The 24,531-nt window shown below is 43.5% G+C and carries 24 protein-coding genes; 9 read left to right on the forward strand and 15 right to left on the reverse strand.

Annotated elements, in window-relative coordinates; all coding sequences use genetic code 11:
* Position 1: 1 nt before the first annotated feature.
* The 5 genes from GTW09_RS00135 to cmoA form a co-directional block, all read right to left on the reverse strand.
* Positions 2-1,228 (reverse strand): glycosyltransferase family protein, encoded by a 1,227-nt coding sequence (locus tag GTW09_RS00135; RefSeq protein WP_163109062.1) that lies wholly within the window; start codon positions 1,226-1,228, stop codon positions 2-4.
* A gap of 12 nt (positions 1,229-1,240) precedes the next feature.
* On the reverse strand, positions 1,241-2,050 hold the full coding sequence (locus tag GTW09_RS00140) for an HAD-IIB family hydrolase (protein WP_163109064.1): 810 nt from the start codon (positions 2,048-2,050) through the stop codon (positions 1,241-1,243).
* Positions 2,050-2,919, reverse strand: a complete 870-nt coding sequence (locus GTW09_RS00145) for a kinase (RefSeq protein WP_163109066.1) — start codon at positions 2,917-2,919, stop codon at positions 2,050-2,052. The genes GTW09_RS00140 and GTW09_RS00145 overlap by 1 nt, the downstream gene beginning before the upstream one ends.
* Positions 2,920-3,014: 95 nt before the next feature.
* Positions 3,015-3,989 (reverse strand): tRNA 5-methoxyuridine(34)/uridine 5-oxyacetic acid(34) synthase CmoB, encoded by a 975-nt coding sequence (gene cmoB / locus GTW09_RS00150; RefSeq protein WP_338024914.1) that lies wholly within the window; start codon positions 3,987-3,989, stop codon positions 3,015-3,017.
* 77 nt (positions 3,990-4,066) lie between these two features.
* Positions 4,067-4,798, reverse strand: a complete 732-nt coding sequence (gene cmoA, locus GTW09_RS00155; RefSeq protein WP_163109070.1) for a carboxy-S-adenosyl-L-methionine synthase CmoA — start codon at positions 4,796-4,798, stop codon at positions 4,067-4,069.
* A 173-nt stretch (positions 4,799-4,971) separates the two neighbouring features.
* Between cmoA and GTW09_RS00160 the strand changes: the two genes are divergently transcribed.
* A complete protein-coding gene (locus tag GTW09_RS00160) occupies positions 4,972-5,607 on the forward strand; it encodes a response regulator transcription factor (protein WP_071979042.1) in 636 nt (211 codons plus the stop codon).
* Positions 5,608-5,885: 278 nt separating this feature from the next.
* Here GTW09_RS00160 and fadE read toward each other — a convergent pair whose 3' ends face one another.
* From fadE to purM, 4 genes are all read right to left on the reverse strand, one after another.
* Positions 5,886-8,348, reverse strand: a complete 2,463-nt coding sequence (gene fadE / locus GTW09_RS00165) for an acyl-CoA dehydrogenase FadE (protein WP_163109072.1) — start codon at positions 8,346-8,348, stop codon at positions 5,886-5,888.
* Positions 8,349-8,706: 358 nt separating this feature from the next.
* Positions 8,707-9,468 carry a DUF3108 domain-containing protein gene (locus tag GTW09_RS00170; RefSeq protein ID WP_163109074.1) on the reverse strand — a complete coding sequence of 254 codons (762 nt, stop codon included), beginning with the start codon at positions 9,466-9,468 and terminating at the stop codon, positions 8,707-8,709.
* Positions 9,455-10,105: a phosphoribosylglycinamide formyltransferase gene (purN, locus tag GTW09_RS00175; RefSeq protein WP_163109076.1), complete on the reverse strand. Its 651-nt coding sequence runs from the start codon at positions 10,103-10,105 to the stop codon at positions 9,455-9,457. Before purN ends, GTW09_RS00170 begins: the two co-directional genes overlap by 14 nt.
* Positions 10,102-11,145, reverse strand: a complete 1,044-nt coding sequence (gene purM / locus GTW09_RS00180; RefSeq protein WP_163109078.1) for a phosphoribosylformylglycinamidine cyclo-ligase — start codon at positions 11,143-11,145, stop codon at positions 10,102-10,104. The genes purN and purM overlap by 4 nt, the downstream gene beginning before the upstream one ends.
* 481 nt (positions 11,146-11,626) lie before the next feature.
* Between purM and GTW09_RS00185 the strand changes: the two genes are divergently transcribed.
* A complete protein-coding gene (locus GTW09_RS00185) occupies positions 11,627-13,069 on the forward strand; it encodes a DUF2066 domain-containing protein (RefSeq protein WP_338024907.1) in 1,443 nt (480 codons plus the stop codon).
* 6 nt (positions 13,070-13,075) lie between these two features.
* Entirely contained in the window at positions 13,076-13,813 is a 738-nt protein-coding gene (hda, locus tag GTW09_RS00190) for a DnaA regulatory inactivator Hda (protein ID WP_163109081.1), read from the forward strand.
* 84 nt (positions 13,814-13,897) lie between these two features.
* On the opposite strand, the gene GTW09_RS00195 is transcribed toward hda, so the two are convergent.
* From GTW09_RS00195 to arsC, 3 genes are read right to left on the reverse strand one after another with little or no spacing between them, the layout of a single operon-like run.
* Entirely contained in the window at positions 13,898-14,317 is a 420-nt protein-coding gene (locus tag GTW09_RS00195; protein ID WP_163109083.1) for a DUF2069 domain-containing protein, read from the reverse strand.
* A 1-nt stretch (position 14,318) separates the two neighbouring features.
* Entirely contained in the window at positions 14,319-14,951 is a 633-nt protein-coding gene (gene wrbA, locus GTW09_RS00200; protein ID WP_163109085.1) for an NAD(P)H:quinone oxidoreductase, read from the reverse strand.
* Entirely contained in the window at positions 14,948-15,304 is a 357-nt protein-coding gene (gene arsC, locus GTW09_RS00205) for an arsenate reductase (glutaredoxin) (protein WP_163109087.1), read from the reverse strand. Before arsC ends, wrbA begins: the two co-directional genes overlap by 4 nt.
* A gap of 443 nt (positions 15,305-15,747) precedes the next feature.
* On the opposite strand from arsC, the gene GTW09_RS00210 reads away from it, so the two are divergent.
* Positions 15,748-16,272, forward strand: coding sequence for a TlpA family protein disulfide reductase (locus GTW09_RS00210; RefSeq protein WP_338024908.1), 525 nt, complete (start codon positions 15,748-15,750; stop codon positions 16,270-16,272).
* Positions 16,273-16,350: 78 nt separating this feature from the next.
* Here the strand turns inward: GTW09_RS00210 and bepA are convergent, their stop codons facing one another.
* Positions 16,351-17,814: a beta-barrel assembly-enhancing protease gene (gene bepA, locus GTW09_RS00215; RefSeq protein WP_163109089.1), complete on the reverse strand. Its 1,464-nt coding sequence runs from the start codon at positions 17,812-17,814 to the stop codon at positions 16,351-16,353.
* Positions 17,815-18,137: 323 nt separating this feature from the next.
* Here bepA and GTW09_RS00220 point away from each other — a divergent pair, with 323 nt between their 5' ends.
* Complete coding sequence (locus GTW09_RS00220) at positions 18,138-19,223, forward strand: AI-2E family transporter (RefSeq protein WP_163109091.1); 1,086 nt, start codon at positions 18,138-18,140, stop codon at positions 19,221-19,223.
* 112 nt (positions 19,224-19,335) lie between these two features.
* Here the strand turns inward: GTW09_RS00220 and bcp are convergent, their stop codons facing one another.
* Together bcp and GTW09_RS00230 are read right to left on the reverse strand one after the other, a co-directional pair.
* Entirely contained in the window at positions 19,336-19,803 is a 468-nt protein-coding gene (bcp, locus tag GTW09_RS00225; RefSeq protein ID WP_071979029.1) for a thioredoxin-dependent thiol peroxidase, read from the reverse strand.
* The gene (locus tag GTW09_RS00230) at positions 19,781-20,338 is read right to left on the reverse strand and encodes a glycine cleavage system transcriptional repressor (protein ID WP_071979028.1); all 558 of its coding nucleotides are present in this window, start codon (positions 20,336-20,338) and stop codon (positions 19,781-19,783) included. The genes bcp and GTW09_RS00230 overlap by 23 nt, the downstream gene beginning before the upstream one ends.
* 178 nt (positions 20,339-20,516) lie before the next feature.
* On the opposite strand from GTW09_RS00230, the gene dapA reads away from it, so the two are divergent.
* The 4 genes from dapA to GTW09_RS00250 all read left to right on the forward strand — a co-directional run bounded on the left by dapA (position 20,517) and on the right by GTW09_RS00250 (position 24,276).
* Positions 20,517-21,401 carry a 4-hydroxy-tetrahydrodipicolinate synthase gene (dapA, locus tag GTW09_RS00235; RefSeq protein ID WP_163109093.1) on the forward strand — a complete coding sequence of 295 codons (885 nt, stop codon included), beginning with the start codon at positions 20,517-20,519 and terminating at the stop codon, positions 21,399-21,401.
* A 13-nt stretch (positions 21,402-21,414) separates the two neighbouring features.
* On the forward strand, positions 21,415-22,518 hold the full coding sequence (gene bamC, locus GTW09_RS00240) for an outer membrane protein assembly factor BamC (protein ID WP_163109095.1): 1,104 nt from the start codon (positions 21,415-21,417) through the stop codon (positions 22,516-22,518).
* Positions 22,519-22,530: 12 nt separating this feature from the next.
* On the forward strand, positions 22,531-23,244 hold the full coding sequence (purC, locus tag GTW09_RS00245) for a phosphoribosylaminoimidazolesuccinocarboxamide synthase (protein WP_071979025.1): 714 nt from the start codon (positions 22,531-22,533) through the stop codon (positions 23,242-23,244).
* A gap of 156 nt (positions 23,245-23,400) precedes the next feature.
* Positions 23,401-24,276, forward strand: a complete 876-nt coding sequence (locus tag GTW09_RS00250) for an EamA family transporter (protein WP_163109097.1) — start codon at positions 23,401-23,403, stop codon at positions 24,274-24,276.
* Positions 24,277-24,531: the final 255 nt, after the last annotated feature.

A 24,531-nucleotide genomic window follows, 5' to 3' on the forward strand; every position in this document is an offset into this window, starting at 1 on the left:
ATTATTTCTCCATATATTCAGCAGTATCGGCTTCAACGGCTTCAAGCAAGCGCTCTAGAATATCAGGCACTGCACTGGTAACGCGGTTCCAGCTTGGTATAAAAGGGGTTTCCATTGGGTTTTCCAAGAAATTCTGACCCGCTTTCATAATGTTACTTGCAAACATCTCTACGGCTTTTTCTTCGTTATGAATATCGAGGTTTAATCCGTTCATAACTGCGTCGTTGTGATACGTTTCGATAAAGTCTAACGCGATCCTGAAGTAGGTGGCTTTTATCGAACGGAACATTTCATTACTAAACGTGTAGCCTTGAGTTGCTAGTTTTCTGAATATGGCTTTTGTAATGTCGATAGACATCTTAGAAAGACCACCTTCGTCGTTGTTGAGGGATAGGTCTTGGTGTTTGTGATCGTAAATATCGCAAATATCGGCCTGACACAGTCTGTTATGTGAATAATTTCGGTGCATCTCCGACAATACGCCTATCTCTAGTCCCCAGTCACTTGGGATACGGATATCGTTTAGCACATCACGTCTAAAAGAAAACTCTCCGGCCAGTGGATAACGGAAACTGTCCATAAATTCTAAGTATTCATTATCACCCATGATACGTTTAAGTGCTCTTAGCAACGGAGTAACTAATAGACGAGAAACGCGGCCATTTATTTTGCCGTTGGCCACACGAGCGTAATATCCCTTACAGAACTCGTAGTTGAAGTTTGGGTTAGCAACCGGATAGATGAGTTTAGCAAGTAGGTCTTTTTCATAGGTTACGATGTCACAATCGTGAAGCGCAACCGATTCTGCGCGGTTCGATGCAAGGATATACCCCATGCAATACCACACATTTCTGCCTTTACCCATTTCTTTAGGGGCAAGGCCCTGAGCTTGAAGTTCTTCGTCGATTGCGCGTAAACGAGGTCCATCATTCCATAGCACGCGGTGGTGTTGCGGTAACTTGCTAAAAAACGAAAGAGCATGCTTGTACTGATCTTCGTTAGCGCGGTCGAGTCCGATAACAATTTCAGAAAGATAGGGCACGTTTGTGAGTTCTTCAACAATATGGGGTAGGGCTTCACCTTCCAACTCAGAAAATAGTGACGGCAATATCAGCGCCATTGGACGTTTTTTCGAAAACTGCAGCAGTTCCGCTTCAATTTCCTCGGTGGGTCTACGAGCTAAGTTGTGTAATGTGGTTATAACACCGTTTTGATAAAAATCAGCCATGTGTCCTCCTGATCATAAAGATAATAATTGGGTAAGCATTTCAGTCCAGCCTTCTGGACCATTTAGGGTGCTGGTATATACCTCTTCTTTTTTTACATCTGGTGGAGGATTTACCGGTGAAAGTATTCTTATTGATATATCTGCAGCTTCTAACATAGCGATGTCGTTTTTGCCGTCACCTAAGGCTACGGTCTGAACGGCAACGCCATTTTGTCTTTGGTATTCTTTTGCCAGCCAAGAAAGGGCTTGGCCTTTGTCACAATTACCCGATACGTGTATAAAGCGTCCGCCTTCTAGAGGAAACGCGCCTCGTTGGGTAATGGCGTCTAAAAATAACTGTTTGTTGTCATCAGAACCTTCCCATAACACGGGCTCGCCAAACTGACGTTTCGCGGCGAGAGAAGCCGACTGCTCATCAAGACCCGTGCAAGCTTGAATGTCTTCTATAGACATTTTCGAAAATTGCTTATAGCTACCTTCAAAGTCTCCGCTTATTTTTTCCAGCAGTTTTATCCAATGGTTTTTACTAGATATAAAGGCCTTGCACCAATAACCGTCGACCCAAACAGTACCACTTGGTTTTTGTTTAAAAAATCCATGAGGGATAAATATAGCCGCGCCGTTCTCAATAATAAAAGGCCCGGTTAAATTTATGTCCTCTCGCAAGGGCTGTAATTCAGCGAAGGTTTTGCTGGTGGTTGGGATAACAGGTATGTTTTTTTTATCGAGTGCTGCCAAGGCTGGTTTCGCCGCCTCAAAAGAGTACGTATGATGGTCTAACAACGTGCCATCCATATCGGTGAAAACAAGCGTTTTTGTCATTACTTCAAGTCCTGTTGTGAAATCGTTCTTTGTTCATCGAGATAGAAAACGGTATTACACTTATCTGGCAATGTAGCGAGCGCATGCTCTGTTAAACGCTGATAGTGCTGAATAAAACGCGCGACTTCTTCGTCACTCATTATGCCGTCAGCCTGGTTTTTTGTGGCTCTAGCAAGCTTGTGCTCTTGTTCTAGACGCCACTGATAAACACAGTCAAAAGATGGTGCTGCTAACATCACACTATAATCTATCTTTTCGAAAAGTGTTTGATATTGACCCTGCAATTCACCATTGACAAATGTGCGCCAAGTGCACAACGAGTCTTCGTTTTCTTCTAACGCATTGACGGGAGTTCTAAGTGCTGATTTGGCTTGCGGTGGTACACCAACACACCAGCCCTCGAGAATTATCACATCGGGCGTTTCGCTAATAAGCGGCCAGTTGCCAACAGGAAACGGGTTGTCAGATGCTTTATCAAAGCGCGGCAGTCTTGTCGGTTCACCATTTGTTAACTTTGCAAAAGTTTCCAGAGCTAGAGGGATATCGTGAGTACCCGGCACGCCTCGAGTTCTCAATAGCGGGTGTACTTTTATAGCAAGCGCATTGCGGCTCGCTTTATCTAGATAAAAGTCATCTATAGAGAGAGATACCACGCGTAAATCATGTTCAGTTTCTAAAAAAGTCTCTATAAAATTAGTGAGAGTAGATTTTCCAGAGCCTTGGCAGCCATTAATGCCAAGGATAAATGGTTTTTGTGCACCTTTTTGGTGCTCAATGAGCCTTTCACAGAGTGGGGTGAACCACTTTTGTGCAGTATCTGCATAGCTACTTGGCAAATGATGGGCTGTTAAAAAGCCATGTATGTCCATGTTATTACCCTAATCGATACAGAATTCGCACTCCATAGCTGATTAGGGTTACAACATCTGTGCCAACAAAGCGGGTAACAAGAATAGGCAGTAAATTACTTTTTGTTGGCCACAATAACGGCTCTTTGTGGTGCAGGGTAGCCTTCAATGGTGCGAGTAATATCTGCCGGATCAAGAAAATCTTTCAAAGACTGTGTTTCCATCCATTCTGTTGACCGCTGCTCATCAAGAGTGGTGTGATTAACATCAACAACGCGAATATTTTCAAATCCTAGCCGACCCAGCCAAACCATGAGCGCCTCAGAACTTGGAAGAAACCAGACATTGCGCATTTGAGCGTAGCGCTCGCCGGCCATTAGCACTGTATTTTCGTCGCCATCAACCACTAGCGTTTCAAGTATGAGTTCCCCGCCTTTTCTAAGCTGGTTTTTTAGCTGAGTGAGAAACTGCATAGGATCTTTTCGGTGATAGAGTACTCCCATGGAAAAGACAGTATCGAAGGCTTTAAGCGGCTGCATGTCCTCTATGCCTAGCGGCAAGAAATGAATGTTCCGCTGCCCGACAAAGTGTTTAATTGCCTGAAACTGGATTAAAAACAACTGCGTAGGATCAATGCCATAAACGCCAGCAGCGTCATCACCTAGCATTCGCCACATGTGATAGCCACTGCCACACCCTACATCTAATACATACCTGTTTTTTAACGGCGCTATATGGGGTGCTACCCGATCCCATTTCCAGTCAGAGCGCCATTCAGTATCGATATGAATATCGTGTAGAAAAAAGGGACCTTTTCGCCAAGGCATAAATTGCTTCAACAACCCTGAGATTTGTTTCTTAGTGTAGTCGTTGATGTCAGATTCTTTGCCAATAGTAACGCTCTCACCTAATTCAACAACGCTTGGCGACGTGGTAGGAAGCTTATTAAGCAAGCGACACCACTTGTCGAACTCACCGTGTTTGTTATGTTGTTGCCAGGTATTAATTTGTGAAGGTAGGGTTTGAAGCCACGATGAAAGCGGGCTATCCAGCAAGGATTTATAACAGTCGTTAAACCATTCCTGCGCAATTTTGCTCATTATAAACTCATTTATTTAAGGTAAAATTCCCTATGCGAGTTGATAGGGAATCGATAGCATTGTTGATGCTATTTTTTGATAGCAACCATGGACGTGAAATTATAACACTTGAACCACATCACTACATCGTCGAATCCCGCGTCTAATAGTCGACGTTCATGCTCTTCAAACGTGTCGGTAAGCATGACTTTTTCAAGTGAGGCGCGTTTTTGGCTTACTTCCAACTCGCTGTAGCCGTTATTGCGTTTAAACTGGTGATGGAGGTCGATTAACAATTCATTACCGGCTACTGAGGGGTGACGTATCTTCTCTGACAGCACGAGTATTCCACCTGGATTAAGTCCGTCAAATATGCGCTCTAACAGTGCCGTTCTGTCTGCAGGAGGTATGAACTGAAGAGTAAAGTTCATAATCACCATTGAGGCATTTTCAATGCTTACGTCCTGTGCCATTCCTTTTTTTACTGAGACAGGGTTGGGCAAAGAAAAAGTCTGCACAATTCGCTGACATCTTTCTACCATGGCTTCAGAACTATCAACGCCGATAATCTCGCAGTTGATATTCTGAGTGGCTCGGGCCACTGAAAGACTCGCAGCACCTAAAGAACAACCCAAATCGTATACACGACTTCTTTCAGTAACTTTCATACTCGCAAGTTCGCCAATAGCATGAATTATTGATTCATAGCCTGGTACAGAGCGCTGAATCATGTCAGGAAACACATCAACCACCGACTCATCAAAGGTAAAGTCAGCGACTTTTGTTAGTGGAGTTGCAAAAAGGTTGTCGTGTTTCTTCACGTAATACTCATAGGTTTTGGTTTGGTGTCGTAATTTTACCGTTTGAATACCAAATGCCAAATCAAAACGTGATTTAAATGCTTAATTTATAGCTTTTTTGTTGTTTAGGGCTTTTCGTCACTAGCCTAAAGTATTAATCTATACACATATTATAAAAAGGACGTAGTACGTTAATGACTAGAATCTTAATAGCCGACGATCACCCGTTGTTTCGCGAAGCCTTGAGCGGTGCGCTTACTCCCTATTTTGAAAATGCTCAAATCATTGAAGCAGAAAGTCTAGACACTGCTTTGGCTAAGCTTGGTGAGTACGACGACATTAAATTAGTACTTCTTGATTTAAATATGCCAGGTGGTGAATATTTCAATGGACTTATAACTCTTAAAGAACAATATCCAAATGTTCCAATTGGTGTAATTTCAGGAAGCGATGGTGTTGAGGTTGTTGCTCAGGTAATGAGCTTAGGCGCACAAGGTTTTATCCCTAAAGTCTCGGCAACACGAGAAATAGCTCAGGCTATTGTCGATATCATAGCGGGCAAGAAATGGCTTCCAGAGGGTGTTGCTGAACAGCTTGATAAAGTGGATGACGAACTTAAAGTGCTATTACAGCGATTCCGCGAACTAACGCCTAAGCAAATTCAGGTTCTTTCATATTTAAGAGCAGGCTTGATGAATAAGCAAATCGCTCATGAGATGAACGTGACAGAAGCCACTATTAAAGCGCACATCAGCGCCATATTGCGTAAATTAGAGATTAACACGCGTACTCAGGCCGTGTTGCTTATGGATAAACTCCAACTAAGTTAAAACATTCGTATTTTGAACGCCAATATACGTATACAAATCCGGAAAGCTTGACCAAGCTATCCGGATTTTTGTTTTTATTGCCCTGCACATTAATAATACCAGCCCGCCTAGATACTTAGCCACTCACTTAGTCACTTACTTAGTCACTCAGCGTGACTTAAAATATTCGTACTCGCGGCGTGTTATCGCAGGTATAACTTATCTTCAGATATATTCTAGACATAAAAAAGGCCACTGAATGTGGCCTTTATACATTTGAATTATCTAGCAGTTAATGGCTATGCCGCCTTACCGCTTTTCTTCTTCGCTACAGTAGATGAATTGATTTTTGCTACCAACTCTTCGTGGTCGAAGTCGTCAACGTTAATTGTACGAAGTCTTCCTGCTTCTGTTTTGTGCATCAAGTCTGCTTCTGACTGGTCAATGATACCTTCAGCAAGTGCTTCATCAGCAAGAACATCTAAGCGTGTAAACGGAAGCTTAGCTTTCTTGTGTTTACAGATGCGGTCGAAGATAGGCTCGCACAGTAAAACATCATCGAGAGTTTGTTCAAGATCACCAAACAAGCTGCCGTCTTCACGACTAAGGTACTGACCATGACCAAGGCGGCTTCTTGATGTTGACGGTGTTTGAAGCATTTTTGCAATAGCATGCTCGGTTTTGTCTGAAGGTTTTCCAACGCGACGACCAACAGGAAGTACCATTATACGAAGTGCAACAGCAATGGCCTTGTTAGGGAAGTTTGCAAGGAAATCTTCAATAGCAGTTTCTATATCGTGAAGGGTAGTTTGCATTGCCCAATGTAGAAGCGGCAAATCTTCCTTCAAGCGACCTTCTTCGTCAAAGCGCTTCAACGTGGTGCTACCCATATAAATACCACTTAAGATATCGCCTAATCGGGCAGATAATCTCTCGCGACGTTTAAGGTCTCCACCAAGCACACCCATAGACACATCGGTAAGAAGCGCCAGGTTTGCACTGTAACCTTGCATTAGCTTGTAATAACGAGCCGTTTCGTCAGTAAATGGAGCACTACTAAAGGCACCATTTGTGAGCGAGAACCAAATACTACGTACTGTGTTAGCAACAGCGAAACCAATATGACCAAATACGGCCTTATCGAATGCGACTAGTGCTTCTTTTTTGTCTTCAATGGCTGCAGCTTGCAATTCTTTGAGAACAAAGGGATGACAGCGCATTGCGCCCTGACCAAAGATCATCATGTTACGAGTAAGAATGTTGGCGCCCTCTACAGTAATAGAGATAGGCACACCTTGGTAGCCGCGGCCTAAATAGTTATTGGGGCCAAGCATAACGCCCTTACCGCCATGAACGTCCATGGAATCATCCATTACTTGTCGCATTTTCTCAGTAAGATGATATTTACAAATTGCAGAGATAACAGATGGTTTCTCGCCCAAATCAACACCGACTGTTGAGAAGCGTGTTACGCCATCCATTAAATAAGCATTACCACCAATGCGGGCCAACATTTCTTCTACACCTTCCATATGACCTACTGGCATACGGAACTGACGACGAATTCGGGCATAAGCACCTGTGGCAAGAGAAACAGACTTCGCGCCACCAGCAGCTGAAGACGGTAGAGTGATACAGCGACCTACTGACAGACACTCCATCAGCATACGCCAGCCGCGTCCGGCCATTGCAGGCCCGCCGATGATATAGTCGATTGGTACAAAGATGTCGTCCCCTTTAATAGGACCGTTTTGAAACGGAGTATTAAGCGGGAAGTGACGACGTCCAATCTCTAAGCCCTTGGTGTCGCGAGGGATTAGCGCACAGGTAATACCTGGATCGGCATTGTCGCCTAGTAATCCATCAGGATCTTTTAGTTTAAACGCCAAACCGATAACAGTGGCAACCGGCGCAAGCGTGATATAACGCTTGCTAAAAGTTAGGCGCATGCCTAGTACTTCTTCACCGTTAAACTCGCCCTTGCATACAATACCTACATCTGGAATTGCCCCTGCGTCTGACCCTGCTTCTGGACCAGTAAGGGCAAAGCAAGGAATTTCTTCACCCGCCGCTAGGCGTGGAAGATAATGGTCTTGCTGTTCCTTCGTACCATAATGCTGAAGAAGCTCGCCCGGGCCTAAAGAGTTAGGAACGCCAACCGTGCTTGATAATACGGCACTAACACCGGCTAGCTTCTGCAAAACGCGAGATTGAGCGAATGCAGAAAACTCGAGACCGCCATATTCTTTTTTGATGATCATCGCAAAGAACTTGTGCTCTTTGAGGAATTGCCAAATCTCTGGAGGCAGGTCTGCGTCTTTGTGATTTATTTGCCACTCGTCAACCATTGAGCAGACTTCTTCACAAGGTCCGTCGAGAAACGCTTGCTCTTCTGCGGTTAAGCGACCTTTTGGAATGCGATGCAATTTATCCCAATCTGGCTTCCCACTAAATATATCGCCATCCCACCAGACAGTACCGGCGTCAATAGCTTCTTGTTCAGTGCTCGACATTTCAGGCATAACCTTGCGGTAAAATGCCAGTAGCTTTTTAGAGATGTGTTGTTGTCTAATATTCGACAGCGTAAACGGCAGTGTTAATGCAAGATACACTAACCAACCAAACAGGCCAATATCGCCAAAAAAGGTGCCTAAAACCATGACGCCTGCACCCATAGCGACTGCTGTCACCAGGCTGGTACGCTGATAACTAGCAATGGCTAGCGTCAGAACGACCAGTAAGAACCATATAAAATCTGCCATACATCACTCCTGAAAGGCGTTGAACATTACACTTGTCTGCTTTATTACGCGTTGGCTCGTTACAATCTTGAGAACGGCTTTTGAGGTCAGACCAGCATGCCCTAAACCTATTATTTATAAGCCCAAAGATCAAGATTTTTACATGAATAATCTATTAATCACGATGTTAATAATGGGCTTTCATACACTGTTTTTAACAGTATAGTGGTTGGTGGGAAAAGTAGTTAATAAGAATGGACAGCCAAAAAAGGAGAGGGCTGTAAAATAAAAATAGGCTCTTAAGACCTATTAAACACCGCCTGACAATAGGCGGCGCTAAAATAACAAGCAGCGTTTTTTGTAGAAGTACGCAGAGTATTTATAACAATGTGAAAGCGTTGAGCTTAATGTCACCTTGTTCGTCGCCTTCTTTAAATTGTTGTAACCTTACTAATGCGTAATTCAATTCTGGTGCAAACCACGCAAAGGTTTCGCGCTTTTTAGATTCGCGGATGAGCTTCACTTTTACCGCAGCGATTTTTCCATAGGGTAGTGAAAGAGTTTCGTTTGCAACCACTTCAACGCCATACTGTCTGCGTTGCCCTCGATAGTTCACAAAATCATAAGTAACAGAGGTTTCACCATTAGCCAGCTTTTTCGCTAAATCTAGGCGATAAATCTGATTATCAAACTCGCCATCCCAAGGGTATTTTTCACCATTATCTACGGATATTTGCCCATCATTTTTTTGGGTAAAAGTGACTTCTAAAGACTTATCCGGGCCTGTACCAGAACGACTATAAGAATACTCTGAGGCTATCACCTCGCCATCTTGAATGGAAAAAATAGAGTGCTCAGTGCGTTTGTCGGATAAAAAGAATTTGGATACTTTCGAAGTGTAAAGCAGGGAATACTTATCATCAGTAAGTTGTGACAGCTCAATTGAAGCTTCACCCACATCGTCTCCCCATTTGTAGGCTGTGTAGGTGGCTTTGTAAGGGTCTAGCTTCAGCGATGTCTTTGCATTGGTATCAACATCAGATTTTACAACGCTGTCAGCGAACGCATTCGCTGACAGAGCCGAAAAAACAAAGAAAATAAACGCCCTTGCTGCTACTTTAAACGGTTTAATCGTTTGCATAGCCTGTTTCTGGTAGCTCTTGCTCATCTAAGATAGCCTTATTGTCTCTCATCGATAACCTGCCAGCGCTGAACCAGCGAAGAACAAGAGGATAAATACGTCTTTCTTGTTCTTGTACTCGCTCAGCTAAATCGTCAGCACTATCACCTTCAAACACAGGAACTCTACTTTGAATGATAACAGGGCCTCCATCAAGCTCGGGCGTAACAAAGTGTACACTAACGCCGTGCTCTGTATCACCGTTATCGATTGCCCGTTGGTGAGTATGTAAACCTTTGTACTTGGGCAACAAAGATGGATGAATGTTCACTAATTTACCAGCAAACTCATCGACAAACTCGGGTGTTAGGATGCGCATAAAACCAGCAAGAACAACACAATCGGCGCCGAAGGTATTTATTTGCTCCTTCAGCGCGCTGTCGTAAGACTCTCTGTCTTCAAATTGTGTATGGTCTAGACAGACCGCGTTTATGCCCGCACTTTTTGCTCGCTCCAGACCGTAAGCGTTGGGACGGTTACTAATAACGCCGCTTACTACTGCATCAAGACGACCAGCACTAATTTCATCTATTATTGCTTGTAGGTTACTTCCGTTGCCTGAGATCAGGACACAAAGTTTTGTCACAGCGTTGCTCACTCGTTGATCTCTACTTGTTCATCGTTGCCTTCTTTTGCTTCGATGCTACCAATCAACCATGCGTTTTCGCCTTGCGCTGACAAAATGTCTAGGGAGCGCTGAACGTCATCTTCGTCAACCACGATCACGAGGCCAACGCCACAGTTAAACGTACGATACATTTCATGACGAGTTACGTTGCCGTTAGACTGTAACCAAGAGAAAATATCGGGCCACTGCCATGTGGTTTCATCAATAATAACCTTCGCGTCATCTGGCAGCACACGAGGAATGTTTTCCCAAAAGCCACCGCCAGTGATATGTGAAATGGCGCTTACTTTAACTTCGTCAAGTAAAGCGAGAACCGACTTAACATAAATGCGCGTTGGCTCCAGCAGGTGCTCTATGATGGGCTTGCCGTTTAAATCTGCGTTAACGTCGGCGTTGCTCACTTCAATAATTTTACGCACAAGAGAGTAACCGTTTGAGTGAGGGCCTGATGAGCCAAGAGCAATAAGCTTTTGTCCAGGTTTAACATTGGTACCGTCGATTACGTCTTCTGCCTCTACAACACCGACGCAGAAACCCGCGATGTCATAGTCACCTCCATGATACATGCCTGGCATTTCGGCGGTTTCACCACCTATTAATGCGCAGCCAGCAAGTTCACAGCCTGCACCAATACCAGTCACTACCGATGTTGCAACGTCAACATCTAGCTTACCCGTGGCATAATAATCGAGGAAGAATAAAGGCTCAGCACCTTGCACGATGAGGTCGTTCACACACATGGCCACAAGGTCAATACCTACGCCGTCATGTCGATTAGCATCCATGGCAACGCGGAGCTTGGTACCTACACCGTCAGTGCCAGAAACTAAAAGTGGTTTTTTGTATTTCGACGGTAATTCACACAGCGCGCCGAAACCACCTAAGTTACCTTTAACTTCAGGTCGGTGTGTTTTCTTTGTTACTGACTTAATGCGCTCTACAAGTTGATTTCCTGCGTCAATATCTACGCCTGCGTCTTTGTAGCTTAAAGAGGTTTTATTTTCGCTCACGGTTGGGCCCTGGAACTAAGAGGTAGAAAACCGCGGATTCTACCAGCAACTCGGCGCAAGTCCAATTTGTAGCGGCGATTTTGTGGGCTTTTTTCCAATAAGGCGTGATACTGTTTGATAATTCTCTATGGCTTGATGAAAAATTTTCTATTTTCGTAAAGTTTTGATTTGTTTTCGAGATGGCTTTTTAACAGTACAAAATGAATACGGGGCGTGCTAATCATTGATGCACGTTGACTGTACATTTTTACAGCAAACTTCAACAAGCGCTGAGGCCAGAAAGCTTAATGAAATACAGAAAAATGGAGATTGAATGGGCACTTAATTTAATTTTTCTCGGTTTAAGGATGAAATAAGCGCAAATATAAAAGAGAATGGAGTTTTGATTTTGCTTTTCCATTGTCCAGCTCGAATAAGGCTAGTGCAGTGGCGCGTACAATTTTTCAGTTTAGGGAATTACAGTGAACACGGATCAGGTAGAGTGGGAGTTAGTGTAGTGAGAGTGGATGATTTGCGTTCTTTATTGTTGTCAAAAGAAGCGTCTTCAAAAGATGCTGCTTCAACATATGTGGCTTCAAAACATGTGGTTTCAATACGAGAATATTCGCATCAAGGTGCTTTGATGCTAAAAGCGCTTATGTTATTTGTGATGTGCGCCACTGCCTTTGCTACAAATGCAATTGAAAGAATTGTGGTAAACGAAGCAAAAGTTCTTGTTGATGACCAGAGTTCTCGCACGCAGAAAAGCGCAGCAAAAAAAGCGCTACGTGAAGTATTTCTTAAAATGTCGGGCTCGTCTGAAACGTTAAGCAATGCAGGTGTAAGAGCTGCACTCGCTTCACCAGAGGCCTTGCTTCGTTCGTATCGCTATTCCTACAACGGTGACGAAACTTATTATGTTGCGGAATTCGATTCGTCAAAAATTGCTGAAATATTGCAGCGAGAAATGTTGCCGCTCTGGGGAGATAGAAGGCCCGAAACTTTGATTTGGCTGGCGATACAAGACGAAAAAGAAAACAAAGTTATTATTGATGAAGCGCTGAACCATCCTATTTCTGAGGCCATAAACACCACAGCTAAGGAACGAGGTTTGCCATTAAGTTTGCCGCTCATGGATTTAACCGACAGCGTCAACATTTCTACCTACGACATTTGGGGGCGCTTTGTGGAGCCTGTCCGAAACGCGTCCGAGCGATACCAAGTTGACAATATTATTGCCGCTCGCGTTTATAAAAACGACGCCACCTCGGTGCCAGATTTCCCCCGCGAGCCTGAAGTGCCTGCAAGCACAGAGAACGAAGAAGCTGATGAATTATCCGATGAAGACGATTATTCGAGTATAGACGAGTTAGTACAGAGCCAATTTGATAACGGCAACGCCGATAGTGTTGAAGCGGTGCCTAACGGAGCGATGACGGGGCAACAAACAGAGCAAACTGCGCCACCCAGTGTAAAACCTTTCACCATGGATGAATTTGAGGAATATGCAAAGCGTGCTGAAGCAGGTGACTTTGGCCTTGACTGGGTGTTTATTAGTAATGACAGTGTCAGCTATGGCAGTATTTACGATGACACTCCAGCGGCGCTAGGAAATGCTTTGGTCGATGCATATGCCAATTATCTCTCATCACAATACGCCGTGATTGGTGTTAACGAAGCAGACCGTGAAATACTTGAAATTTCTGTTGCTAACGTTGGCTCACTTTCAAGTTATGCCAGTTTGAAACGCTACTTAATGTCACTAAGCGTTATTGAAAATGCGGCACTAATAAAGCAATCAGGCACAGTGGCGACGTTTTCGGTTACATTAATTGGCACGAGTGATGACTTAATGAATTCCGTTGGATTAGAAGCTAAACTGAACCCCGTTACCGATGCCTATGGGCAACCTGTTCAAGGGTTTAACTTTTACTGGAACAATTAGTCATTTATGCAATTACCACTGCCTGTAACGTTACCCGTAGACGAAAACTTTGATAGTTTCGTTAGGCATGGGAATGAAGAGATAGTGACCTTACTAGAAGATATCGTTTGCGCGTTGCCAACATGGCGCACGTCCGATTCGTTAGGTCAACTCGTCTCTCTTAAAATGCCTTTAGTCACGTTATTAGGAAGCGGGAGTGCAGGGAAAAGTCATTTATTGTTCGCAGCATGCCACCATTTAGCATCTAAGCAGGTTAGCCACCTGTATTTGAATCTCAATGATTATAAAGCTTGGTCTCACGACATTTTTGAGGGGCTTGAGAACCTCTCGCTTATTGCGCTTGATAATGTTCACGCTATTGCTGGAAATGCTGAGTGGGAAGAAGCGCTGTTTGACCTATTGAACCGAGTGGTAGAAACCCAAAATGCACTGGTGCTTTGTGCTAGCCAACTCGGCCCGTCTAGCCCTGCCTTTTCATTACCCGATTTGCGTTCTCGTTTAGCATGGGGGGTTATTTACCACATCAATGCACTTGACGACACCGGCAGAGAAGTAGCGTTGCGTTTGCGTGCAAAAGAGCGAGGCCTTCAATTATCCAACCAAGCCCTAAACTTTTTACTGCACCACAGCGAAAGAGACTTAAAAAGCCTAATGATACTGCTTGGTAGGTTAGATACACGATCGCTACAGGAGCAAAAACGGCTCTCGGTAGCTATGGTAAAACGAGAGTTGGGTATTGTATAACCCCTTTTTCCTACGATAATACGCCGCAATTACGAGCATTTTAAGTCTCGCTGAGTGGGTAAGTATCTTTGCAGAACAGTATTACTATTTGTTTTGCTCGAAGTAGGCTTTTTCTTCTTCCATTTCTTCTTTAAGTTTCTTTATTCCCAAACCAAGCTCGCGCCCACGTTTTCTCGCAAATGCACTACAGCCAATAAACATGGTAGTGCAAAGTATCAGTTCAACTACGCCGTACCATCTTTCAGCCGGAACTGCATAAACTACGGTGCATGCATGGATTAAATAAAATAAAACCACAAAGTTAGCCCAAGCATGGGTGTAAGGCTTTCCTTTTAATACTCCTCTGTAGGGTAGTAAAAGCGGTAATATATAAATTAACACTATAAATACGGGGGAATAGGTGTGTACCTTAGTGAATGTGAACTGCCATAATGTTAGCCAAACAATTAATAACGTATGGCTTATAAGCGCTAAGTAGCGGAAAAAGCGCGTGTCTGAGGCCATTCTAACTCTCCGAACCTGGTTGTATTTGAAGTTTCTTTGCAAAAGAGGCAAGACGCTTACCCTGTGCTATGCAAAGTGTTTTTTCATCGTCACTCAATTGAGTTTTGTTACTGTTAGTCTCATGAGCCACATGAGTGACGCCATAGGGACTACCGCCAGTAGTGGTAGTGTGCAGCTCTGGCTCGCTGTAAGGAAGACCACAAAACATCATACCGTGGTGAAGAAGCGGGATCATCATAGAAAGCAAAGTCGATTCTTGGCCACCGTGCATTGAGGATGATGAGGTAAATACACAGGCAGGCTTATCTATCAAAGATCCTTTCAGCCATAAGCTGCTCGTAGAGTCTAAAAAGTATTTCATAGGCGCCGCCATGTTGCCAAAGCGAGTAGGGCTCCCTAATGCCAATGCGCTGCATGATTCCAATTCGTTAATTGTGACGAGTGGAACATCAAGTTCGCTGTCTCGGGTTGTCAACGACTTTACTTCGCTGTCCTCTTGCTCCTCAACTTTCAAACCAGGAACGGTGCGAACAATAACAGGTACATTTTCTGATGTAACACCCTGGGCAATAGCATCTGCTAGTCGCCGAGTGCTGCCATGATTGCTGTAGTAGAGTACAAGAACTGGGTTCACGATAATATATCCAACACATTTTCTGGAGGGCGACCAATACGCGCCTTGTCACCACAAATGACAATAGGTCGCTCAATGAGTTTTGGTGTTTCTGCCATTGCGTTGAACAAACGTTTTTCCTCTATTGAAGGGTCTGCAAGATGCGCTTCTTTATATTCCTGTTCCTTAGTACGCATCATTTGGCGAACCGATTCAATGTTAAGTTTTTTAAACACTGCTTTTAGTTCTTGTGCAGACAAAGGCGTCTTTAAATATTCAATAATTGTTGGTGACACCCCTTTTTCTTCAAGTAAAGCCAAGGTTTGCCTGCTTTTAGAGCAGCGAGGGTTATGCAATATAGTCACGTCAGTCATATTTTGAGTGCTCTCAGTCTTCTATTTTGCGCAGACTATTGCGTTTTTAATCAATGATTTCAAGCTATATTAGGGCGTGTTGAACTTTGTCGTACATTTTTGCAGCGGTCTGTGAGTATTTTACTCTTTGTCGCCGCTTTTTTATTTGGGCCCTTTGACTTAGCTTACTAAGCCTACAGGACTGTTTTGCGATTAAAATGCTTCCATTTAGCTCAACACTCGTACAACAAAGATCAGCACGCCCTTCAATGTTTATCTCAAAAATGTTGTAACTAGCTTTAACTATGTAATAGGTTAGTTAGAAAGCGCTTTGCCATGGTAGGAAGTACAAGTTTTTAAGGTGATAGGTTTCAGAGCGCATGAATTTAGAATACATGAATTAAAAAAGCACACGGATTTGGGGCTCAGACCGGTGTTAATTTATTAAAGTTGGTGAGGACAGTGTGAATTCAGCAGTCAAAGCAATTATCTTTTTTCTTATAGCAATAGCCGCACTAAGTGGAGGTATATTCACCTATCAGTCTCAACGAGGCGATTTGAAACCTTCAAAGGAACCAAGCTACGATTTTGTTACAACAAGCGGCCAAGAGTACCGCTGGCAAGACTTAGCGGGGAAGTGGACAGTCATTAATTATTTTGCCCCTTGGTGTGCGCCATGCTTACGAGAAATGCCTGAGCTAAACAGGTTCAATACGCAACTTCCCGACGACACGTTAATTTTCGCTATCAATTACGACCGAAAAACTCGAGTTGAGCTAAAAGAAATGGCGAATAAATTTGATATTAACGTGCCTATTATTTTTGCATCGGATGCCACTTATCTGCCAATGAAAAAACCGCCGTATTTACCGGCAACATTCATTATTGGTCCCGACGGTAAGCTTAGCGATACCTTGATGGGTGAGGTATCCGAGACCCAGCTGCGTGAACGCATCATTTCGCTGAAAAATGCTCGCAACGCATCCTAGCTATTTAATGTAGGCCAATGGTATGGCTTACCATTAGACGCCTAATTAGTGTTTTACTGAGCCAGTGTTGTACTAAGCCTAAAGTCGCTCTAGCCTGTCTTCTTGATCGCGAAATTGCTTGATTCGCGCTCGAATACGTTGTTTTTGTAAATGATTATCGGCGGCAAAATTGTAAGCATACTGAAGTTCATCAACCGCTCTGTTATAGGCTCCGTAAAGAGCATAAACTTCAGCTTTGCTCTGATGCATTTGAGAAAACTGCTTCGCTTTTTGATAAGCCTCACTCATCAGTTGATAGGCGACTTGATAATCCTTTTTCACTAGTAAGAAGTCTTTCAATAGCTCAATAGCGTCGTCATATTTCTGCGCGCTGATGAGAGCGTTAGCTTGGTTTAACGCTAACACCTGATTTCGTGGGTTATGCGTAACGTGTGGTTTAAGCATTTCTACCGCTTTTAACGGCTGACCTAGGGCAATATGAATATCTGTTGCGGCATCTAAATAAAATAGATTAGTTGGGTCCTTCTCCATTAATGTACGTAAAATTTCTTGCGCTTTGCGGTTCTCTTCATTTCGCATGTACGCTAAAGCAAGCCCATAAAGCGACGCTTCTCGACTGCGTTGAGCCTGCTGTTCTACCGCTGCCTGATAATATTCCAGGGCATAGTCTTTCTCAAAAGAATAACGAGATTTTATGCGTGCCTTCGCTAGCTCAAATTGTTTATTGATTGGCAGGTAGCGTCTTGGATAGTCGTTAGCTCTGCTACGCGCATCAGCAATACGGGTTTCGGTTAATGGGTGAGTTAACAATCTTGCAGGAGGACGTGAAACCATGCGGTACTCTTCCGCCATAGTTGAGAAAAAGCTGGCTGCGCCCTTGGGGTCGAAACCCGCTCTGGCCAACATAGCAATGCCAATTCGGTCGGCCTCTTGCTCATTAGAGCGCGTGTAGTCGATCTGTAACTGTGCCGATGCTGCTGAGCCTGCTTGCATGGCGGCCATACCCGCTTGGGGGTTTGCCATGGCAATAAGTATCCCGCCAATCAATGATGCTAGTGCAAGTGGAGAAGAGCGCTTTTGCGCCTGCATTCTTCTTGCTATGTGGCGCTGCGTGACGTGTGAGACTTCGTGCGCCAACACTGAAGCTAGCTCACTTTCATTTTCCGCTCGGCGCATCAACCCTGTATGCACGCCAATGTGACCGCCGAAAAAGGCAAACGCGTTAATAGCATCATTATTAACCCAGAAAAATTTGAAGGGGAATTTCGCATTATCTGCATGAACGACTAAACGGTTACCCAAATCTTGTAAATATTCATCCAAAACTGGATCGGAAATAATCGGGCTTTGCCCCCGCATTTGACGCATGACAGCGTCGCCAATGAGCATTTCTTTATCAAGTGAAATAGCGTCTGACGCAACAACGCCAATCTCTGGAAGGGTATTCTTATTGCTATAGCTCATATCTTGAGCAATGGCAGAAAGGCTGCCTATAAGCGCGCAAGATAAAAGAACAAAGAATGCAGATAATTGTTTTCTCATGAACCTACAACAAACGTTAATAACTGTTTTCTTAGAGCGGTAAGTCGTTAAACAGTTTCAATTAAATTTTTATTTTGTGGCTACTTACTTAGGGCCTCATTATGAAACCATTGTGCATCAACCAACAATGTAATACCACTTCGACGAAATTATTGTTAACAAGGAGGTTAAACTTTAACCCACCGACTTGCTTAACGTTAGTTATACGCAATCAAAGTCATACCAGTTTGATTTTGAAAGAATCTTGTCTAGTTAATATTGCTAATACGCCACCCGATAAACTATGATGCGTGTCCTATTCTTTGTATTTTCTGGATGTTGTTATGATCAGCGTTTTTGGGCGATGGTACCGACGCAAGTTTTCCGATCCTGATGCAGCTATGCTGCTGATACTCATTTTGCTCAGTACCGCAGTTTTGTTGCTATGGGGCGAATTAATTATGCCCGTTTTAGTGGCAGCTGTTATTGCCTACCTTCTTGACTGGCCCGTAACCCGGTTAATTCGTTTGGGGGTGGGAAGAGGCATAGCCTGTGGTGTTGTCCTCCTTGGGTTTATTACGGTCACCATATTTACGCTCATTGGCCTTGTTCCTATTATTTCGAAACAAAGTGTTAATCTTATTCAAGAAACGCCACTGATTTGGCAAAAAGCACAAGAGTGGATCTTAACGCTCCCTGACAAATATCCAGATTATGTTCAGGTGTATCAAATTCATCAAATGATGGAGGGGCTTAACGATAGGCTCGTGGAAGTAGGGGAAACGTTAATCTCCATTTCCTTTAGCAATATAGCCAATATTGCGGCACTGCTGGTTTATATGGTGCTGGTTCCGCTTATGATATTTTTTATGCTGAAAGATAAGATGTTTTTTCTCGATAGCATTTCTAGAATTCTTCCCAAGGAGAGACGGTTAATCACTCAGGTTGGCCACGAGATGAATTCGCAAATAGCCAATTACATACGCGGCAAAGTAATAGAGATCTTGATTGTCGGTGTGGTGAGCTGCGTTACCTTCGTGCTGATGGATTTACGCTATGCTATTTTACTTGGCGTGTTAGTGGGGTTGTCAGTGCTTATTCCCTACATTGGCGCAGCCGTAGTCACAATCCCCATCGCTATTGTAGCCATGTTTCAATGGGGTATTAGCCCAGAGTTTTGGTACTTGATGATAGCGTACGGTATTATTCAGGGGTTAGACGGTAACCTATTGGTGCCATTGTTGTTCTCAGAGGCGGTGAGCCTTCATCCGCTCTACATTATTATCGCGGTATTGGTATTTGGCGGGTTATGGGGCTTCTGGGGCGTGTTTTTCGCTATCCCCCTAGCTACACTGGTCAAAGCGGTGGTAACGGCCTGGTCTAGTAATCCGGTTGGAAGCACGGCGAGCGAACCAGTTACTGAAAAGTAAACCTTATTGTGAAGAATAAGATCATAGAACAAGATCATAGAATAAGGTTGTAAAAAAGCCCCTGTCTCACAGAGACAGGGGCTTTTTGGTTATTGGTCCGTTAATGCTACTGTTAGGCATTATTTAAGTAATCGAGTACTACTATGTGATGCTCTTTTGTTTTAAATTTATTGAAAACGTGTTCAATTACACCATCTTCATTGATTAAAAAGGTGAGCCTGTGAATGCCATCGTACTCTTTACCCATAAACTTCTTTAAGCCCCATACACCAAAGTCATCTGCTACGGCATGGTCTTCATCTGAAAGCAGAGTAAAGTTTAAACTTTCTTTTTCTATGAATTTTGGCAATCTTTTTACCGCATCTGGGCTAATGCCTAATACCACGACATTTTTTGACTTCAATTCACTTTGGATGTCTCTAAGACCTTGCGCCTGAACAGTGCACCCGGGTGTCATTGCTTTTGGGTAAAAGTACACTAATACTTTTTTACCTGCGTAATCGGTTAGTGAAACAGTTTCGCCATCTTGGTTTTGTAAAGAGAATTGAGGTGCTTTATCACCAGCTTGTAGTGTGTTCATTAGGATCCTTTTTCTGTTTATCTACCACTTTGCCCGTTACATTTAACGAAGCAAACAACGCCATTAGATCAGATTCTAATTGCTCAAAGTTTTCTGATGTGGGAAGTGAAACGACGAATTTACAACGCATGACATCATGCCCCGACTCGCGATAGGTACGTTGTCTAAAAGCACTTATCATAGCTTCGCGTTCAGCAAAGAAGCCGGTAACCGATTGAATTAGGCCTGCTGCATCCTCACCGCTGAACTCTACGTTAAATAGATGGGCAAGATTTTGCTTTTCGTGATGACTTGTTCGCTTCATCATCGAAAGTAAGTCTAGACGCTGTATGATGGCGGGCAATGTGCACTCCGCCTTTGTAATAGCGCTTTGTGTACCTTCGATAATCATAGTTAACGAAAACTCTCGACCGTAAACCGCTTGCCTACTATCGAGAATATTGCATTGTGCTTGCGAGACTGCAGTGGCTATCTCACTTAAAATACCGCTTTTATCTGTACCTAAAAGTGTAACAATAAGTTGGTGTTTAGACATCAAATTCACTTTAAACGTAACAATGGCAGGATGTTAGCATAGAGTTTTTTGTTAAGTTAGTGCCTTTTTAGCTCTGTAGCTGAAGTTATTGTCAAAATCTTGTCTATTTACCGGTTCAACCGCTTGTGTTTAAGCACTGACATAATTAACATGTGCGCTCACATTTTGCGGAGAGATTATGTTTACTGGTAGTTACGTCGCACTCGTCACGCCCATGTTTGAAAATGGCGATATAGATTATAAGTCTTTAGAGAAGCTTGTTAAGTTTCATGTAGACCAAGGAACACACGGTATTGTGTCAGTTGGTACAACCGGTGAATCAGCGACGCTTCCCTTTGATGAGCACGTAAACGTGGTCAAAGAAACGGTGGCCATGGCCTCGGGCGCAATTCCAATTATTGCCGGCAGTGGTGCAAATTCAACTGCTGAAGCTATTTTTCTTACCGAACAACTTGGCGCTGCTGGGGTAGATGGCTTTTTAAGCGTTGTTCCTTATTACAATAAGCCGCAGCAAAAAGGCATGGTTGCTCACTTCAATGCTATCGCAGACGCAAGTAAAAAGCCGGTTATTCTTTATAATGTTCCTGGTAGAACAGTTGCGGACATGCTTCCTGAAACCGTTGCTGAGCTTGCTACCCACGACAATATCGTTGGTCTTAAAGACGCCACTGGCGATATTTCTCGTTTAAAAGAGACGCAGCCTTTGGTGCCAGCCGACTTTGTTATGTTAAGCGGTGACGATGGCACAAGCAGTGAATTCCTGTGTGAAGGCGGCCACGGCGTTATCTCTGTAACAGCAAATATTGTCCCCAAAGCTATTTCACAAATGTGTAAAGCTGCGCTAGAAAAAGATTTCGACAAATGTCGCGCCATTGATAAAACCATCGAACTTCTTCATAGCGAACTATTTATTGAGCCAAACCCTGTTATGCCGAAATGGGCGTTATACAAAATGGGCATGATGGAAAGCGCTGTTATGCGTTTACCAATGGTATTACCGGAACTATCAAGCCAAAAACGTATCGAAGAACTATTACAAAAATACGCTTTGATTTCTGGTTAATTAAGGAACACAGATGAATAAAACGCTGGCTATAGCAAGTTCAATCGCATTCGTTGCACTTGCAGGTTGTACAAGCCAAATGGATAGAAAGACTGCTTCTGGCAGTTATAAATATCTAGAAACCGAAGAGCAAAAAGAGCTTAAAATTCCTTCCGATTTAGACAAGCCTGCTTTTTCTCGTGAATTTGCCCTTCCTGAGTTAGGTGATGAAGCAAGCACAGATATGTTGGGAAAGGCATTGCCAGTCCAGTCTCCTGCGCTGGTCCTGCCGCTGGTAACGGGTTCTCACGTTGAAGAGGGAACGAATACCGCAACCATATGGTTTGACCAAGTAGATGACAGTCAACCGCTAAGCGAAGCTATTTGGAACTCGTTACTAAGCTATCTTGATGAAAATGGAATTGGCGTAGACACCTTCAATCCAGAAGAGCGCGTGCTAATTACCGATTGGATGGTGGTAAAACAAGACGTCGATGGCCCGTGGTATAGTGTAATTGACGAAGAGAGTGAAATTGGCCGTCGTTTCGAGTTCAATCTCAATGTAAAACCTCATGGCAGAAGCGCTGCGTTAAGCGTGGACCTTAAAGATTATATGAAGTCTGTTGGCAATGATGTTGTTGCCGAGATTTCAGAGATCGAAGAGCGCCGCGAGGAAGTAAGTGTTCTTAACCAAGTTGTTGGCCATTACGAATATCAAATTCGATTGGAGCAGACACGCCGTCTTGCGCGTATTCGTAAAGGTATTCAAACCGAGATGGGCTTTAACTCTGACGGTGAACCGGCTTATGTTGTTGAGTCGCAGTACGATATTGTCTGGCCGCGCATGCTGCTAGTGCTTCGCAAGCTTGGCTTTAATGTGAAAGATTTAGATAAATCAAATGGCTTACTTTTCGTGACTTATAGCGGTCAGCAGGGCGATTGGTGGGACGGTTTATTCTCAAGCGATGAAGATCTTCTTGAAAAAGGTGATTATCGTTTGAAAGTTGCGAAAGCGGGCGATACCAGAACGTCTATTACGTTTATGGACAATCAAAGTACACCGTTTGAAGCAAATCAGGTTGCAGACCTTTATAGCGCATTCGCTGAGGTCATGTCAGAAGATAACCTTGATATTTAACTGAGACTGAGAATGGAAAAACGCGACGAGCTTTACCGAGGCAAAGCAAAAACGGTGTATTACACCGACGATAGCGACAAACTTATTTTGCACTTTCGAAATGATACTTCGGCTTTTGATGGTGAAAAAATTGAGCAACTCGACCGCAAGGGCGAGGTAAATAATAAGTTTAATCACTTTATTATGAATAAGCTCGAAGACGCTGGCATTGCCACGCAAGTTGAGGCGCTTTTATCTGATAACGACTCTTTGGTCAAAAAGCTCGACATGATCCCGGTTGAATGCGTGGTAAGAAACGTGTCTGCGGGTTCTCTTGTACGCAGGCTTGGGGTTGAAGAAGGCAAACTGCTTGCTCCGCCAATTTTTGAGTTTTTCCTCAAAAATGATGCGCTTCACGATCCTATGGTTAACGATTACCACATAGTGTCATTTGGATGGGCAACGGAATCTCAAATAAGCGAGATGAAGGCGCTAACGTTCAAAGTAAACAGTGTTCTTAAGGCGTTGTTCGATGAAGCCGGAATGTTGTTGGTAGACTACAAATTAGAGTTTGGCGTAGACGGTGAGGGCAATATTGTTTTGGGTGATGAATTTACCCCTGATGGTTGCCGTCTGTGGGATAAAGAAACCCATAAGAAAATGGACAAGGATAGATTTAGGCAAGGGCTTGGTTCGGTAGTAGAAACCTACATCGAAGTGGCAGAGCGCTTGGGTTTGTCACTCTAGTAATTGCTACGAAGTGCGTTCACTGACAAGCGAAGCTCATAAAGTGTAAGAGAAGAGGACCCGTTAGGTCCTCTTTTTGTATGTGCAGGTGATACCAGTTGCCTAGATAATTACACTGAGTCGCCACGTCGCATGACTATTTTTAGGAGAAAGACTGTGCTTAAAGCAACGTTGCTTGTTGTTACCGCCATGATTGCGTTTGCTGCCAATTCATTACTTTGCCGAATGGCATTGGTAAATACCGACATTGATCCCAGCTCTTTCACCATCATTCGGCTGCTTAGTGGTGCGTTTAGTCTTTTAGTTTTAACCAAAGTTACCCAATTATCTCAATTACAAACTAGCAGAGACAGCTCGTTAGCTAAAAATGTAAAGCAACAGGGAAGTGTAGCCGCAGGCCTAGCGCTGTTCGTTTATGCCCTAGGGTTTTCTTATGCCTACATTGCCATGTCTACCGGTACTGGCGCTCTACTCTTGTTTGGCACTGTGCAAATTACAATGATTGCAACGGGTCTTTACCAAGGGGAGCGGTTTGCACCTGTACAGTGGCTCGGCTTTACCTTAGCAATAACAGGCTTAATACTTTTATTGTTACCTAGCAGTAGCGCACCCTCAATGACCTCTAGCGTTCTTATGGTGTTAGCTGGCATAGGCTGGGGGGCATATTCGTTGTTAGGTAAGTCTTCAACATCGCCTTTACTGTCTAGCGCAGGTAACTTTGTGTATGCGTCTATACTATGCATTCCTTTGGTGGCGGTTATATTGTTTGCCGAATTTCCTCTTAAGATTGATATGGTTGGTGGTGTCTACGCGGTCGCGTCTGGTGCACTCGCTTCTGGTGCTGGGTATGCAATTTGGTATACGGCGTTGCCACTTATAAAGTCAACTACAGCGGCGACAGTACAACTAAGTGTTCCTGTAATTGCTGCGTTTATGGGATGGGTATTACTCGATGAATCATTAAGCCTGACCATACTGGTCGCCTCAGCCATCACCTTAGGAGGAATATTTTTAGTTGTTCGACAGCGTTGATAGGTGTGTGTTTGATGTAAATCAAGCCCAATGTTAAGCTAATATTCAATTACGCTAATGTATTGAGAAAAAGCTGTTTTTAGTTATTAAATGTGGCTAAAAAGTAGCGAAAATGCAATTAAGTGCACAATTAAGCAAGTCTTATGTTACTTTAATTCTCAATTTTAACTACACTTATATAATGACCTTTTATGTGAAGCTAATGTCTATTTTATGGCGTAGTTTTACCTCTATTTTCTAAATTTCCGAACAAAT

The organism is Alteromonas hispanica, from assembly GCF_010500915.1.
In the GTDB taxonomy this organism is placed as follows: domain Bacteria; phylum Pseudomonadota; class Gammaproteobacteria; order Enterobacterales; family Alteromonadaceae; genus Alteromonas; species Alteromonas hispanica.

Coding starts and splice junctions, on each gene's coding strand:
- GTW09_RS00135 (WP_163109062.1), bottom strand. CDS start 1,228: ATGGCTGATTTTTATCAAAACGGTGTTATAACCACATTACACAACTTA.
- GTW09_RS00140 (WP_163109064.1), bottom strand. CDS start 2,050: ATGACAAAAACGCTTGTTTTCACCGATATGGATGGCACGTTGTTAGAC.
- GTW09_RS00145 (WP_163109066.1), bottom strand. CDS start 2,919: ATGGACATACATGGCTTTTTAACAGCCCATCATTTGCCAAGTAGCTAT.
- GTW09_RS00160 (WP_071979042.1), top strand. CDS start 4,972: ATGACTAGAATCTTAATAGCCGACGATCACCCGTTGTTTCGCGAAGCC.
- fadE (WP_163109072.1), bottom strand. CDS start 8,348: ATGGCAGATTTTATATGGTTCTTACTGGTCGTTCTGACGCTAGCCATT.
- GTW09_RS00170 (WP_163109074.1), bottom strand. CDS start 9,468: ATGCAAACGATTAAACCGTTTAAAGTAGCAGCAAGGGCGTTTATTTTC.
- hda (WP_163109081.1), top strand. CDS start 13,076: ATGCAATTACCACTGCCTGTAACGTTACCCGTAGACGAAAACTTTGAT.
- GTW09_RS00195 (WP_163109083.1), bottom strand. CDS start 14,317: ATGGCCTCAGACACGCGCTTTTTCCGCTACTTAGCGCTTATAAGCCAT.
- arsC (WP_163109087.1), bottom strand. CDS start 15,304: ATGACTGACGTGACTATATTGCATAACCCTCGCTGCTCTAAAAGCAGG.
- bepA (WP_163109089.1), bottom strand. CDS start 17,814: ATGAGAAAACAATTATCTGCATTCTTTGTTCTTTTATCTTGCGCGCTT.
- GTW09_RS00220 (WP_163109091.1), top strand. CDS start 18,138: ATGATCAGCGTTTTTGGGCGATGGTACCGACGCAAGTTTTCCGATCCT.
- bcp (WP_071979029.1), bottom strand. CDS start 19,803: ATGAACACACTACAAGCTGGTGATAAAGCACCTCAATTCTCTTTACAA.
- GTW09_RS00230 (WP_071979028.1), bottom strand. CDS start 20,338: ATGTCTAAACACCAACTTATTGTTACACTTTTAGGTACAGATAAAAGC.
- dapA (WP_163109093.1), top strand. CDS start 20,517: ATGTTTACTGGTAGTTACGTCGCACTCGTCACGCCCATGTTTGAAAAT.
- bamC (WP_163109095.1), top strand. CDS start 21,415: ATGAATAAAACGCTGGCTATAGCAAGTTCAATCGCATTCGTTGCACTT.
- purC (WP_071979025.1), top strand. CDS start 22,531: ATGGAAAAACGCGACGAGCTTTACCGAGGCAAAGCAAAAACGGTGTAT.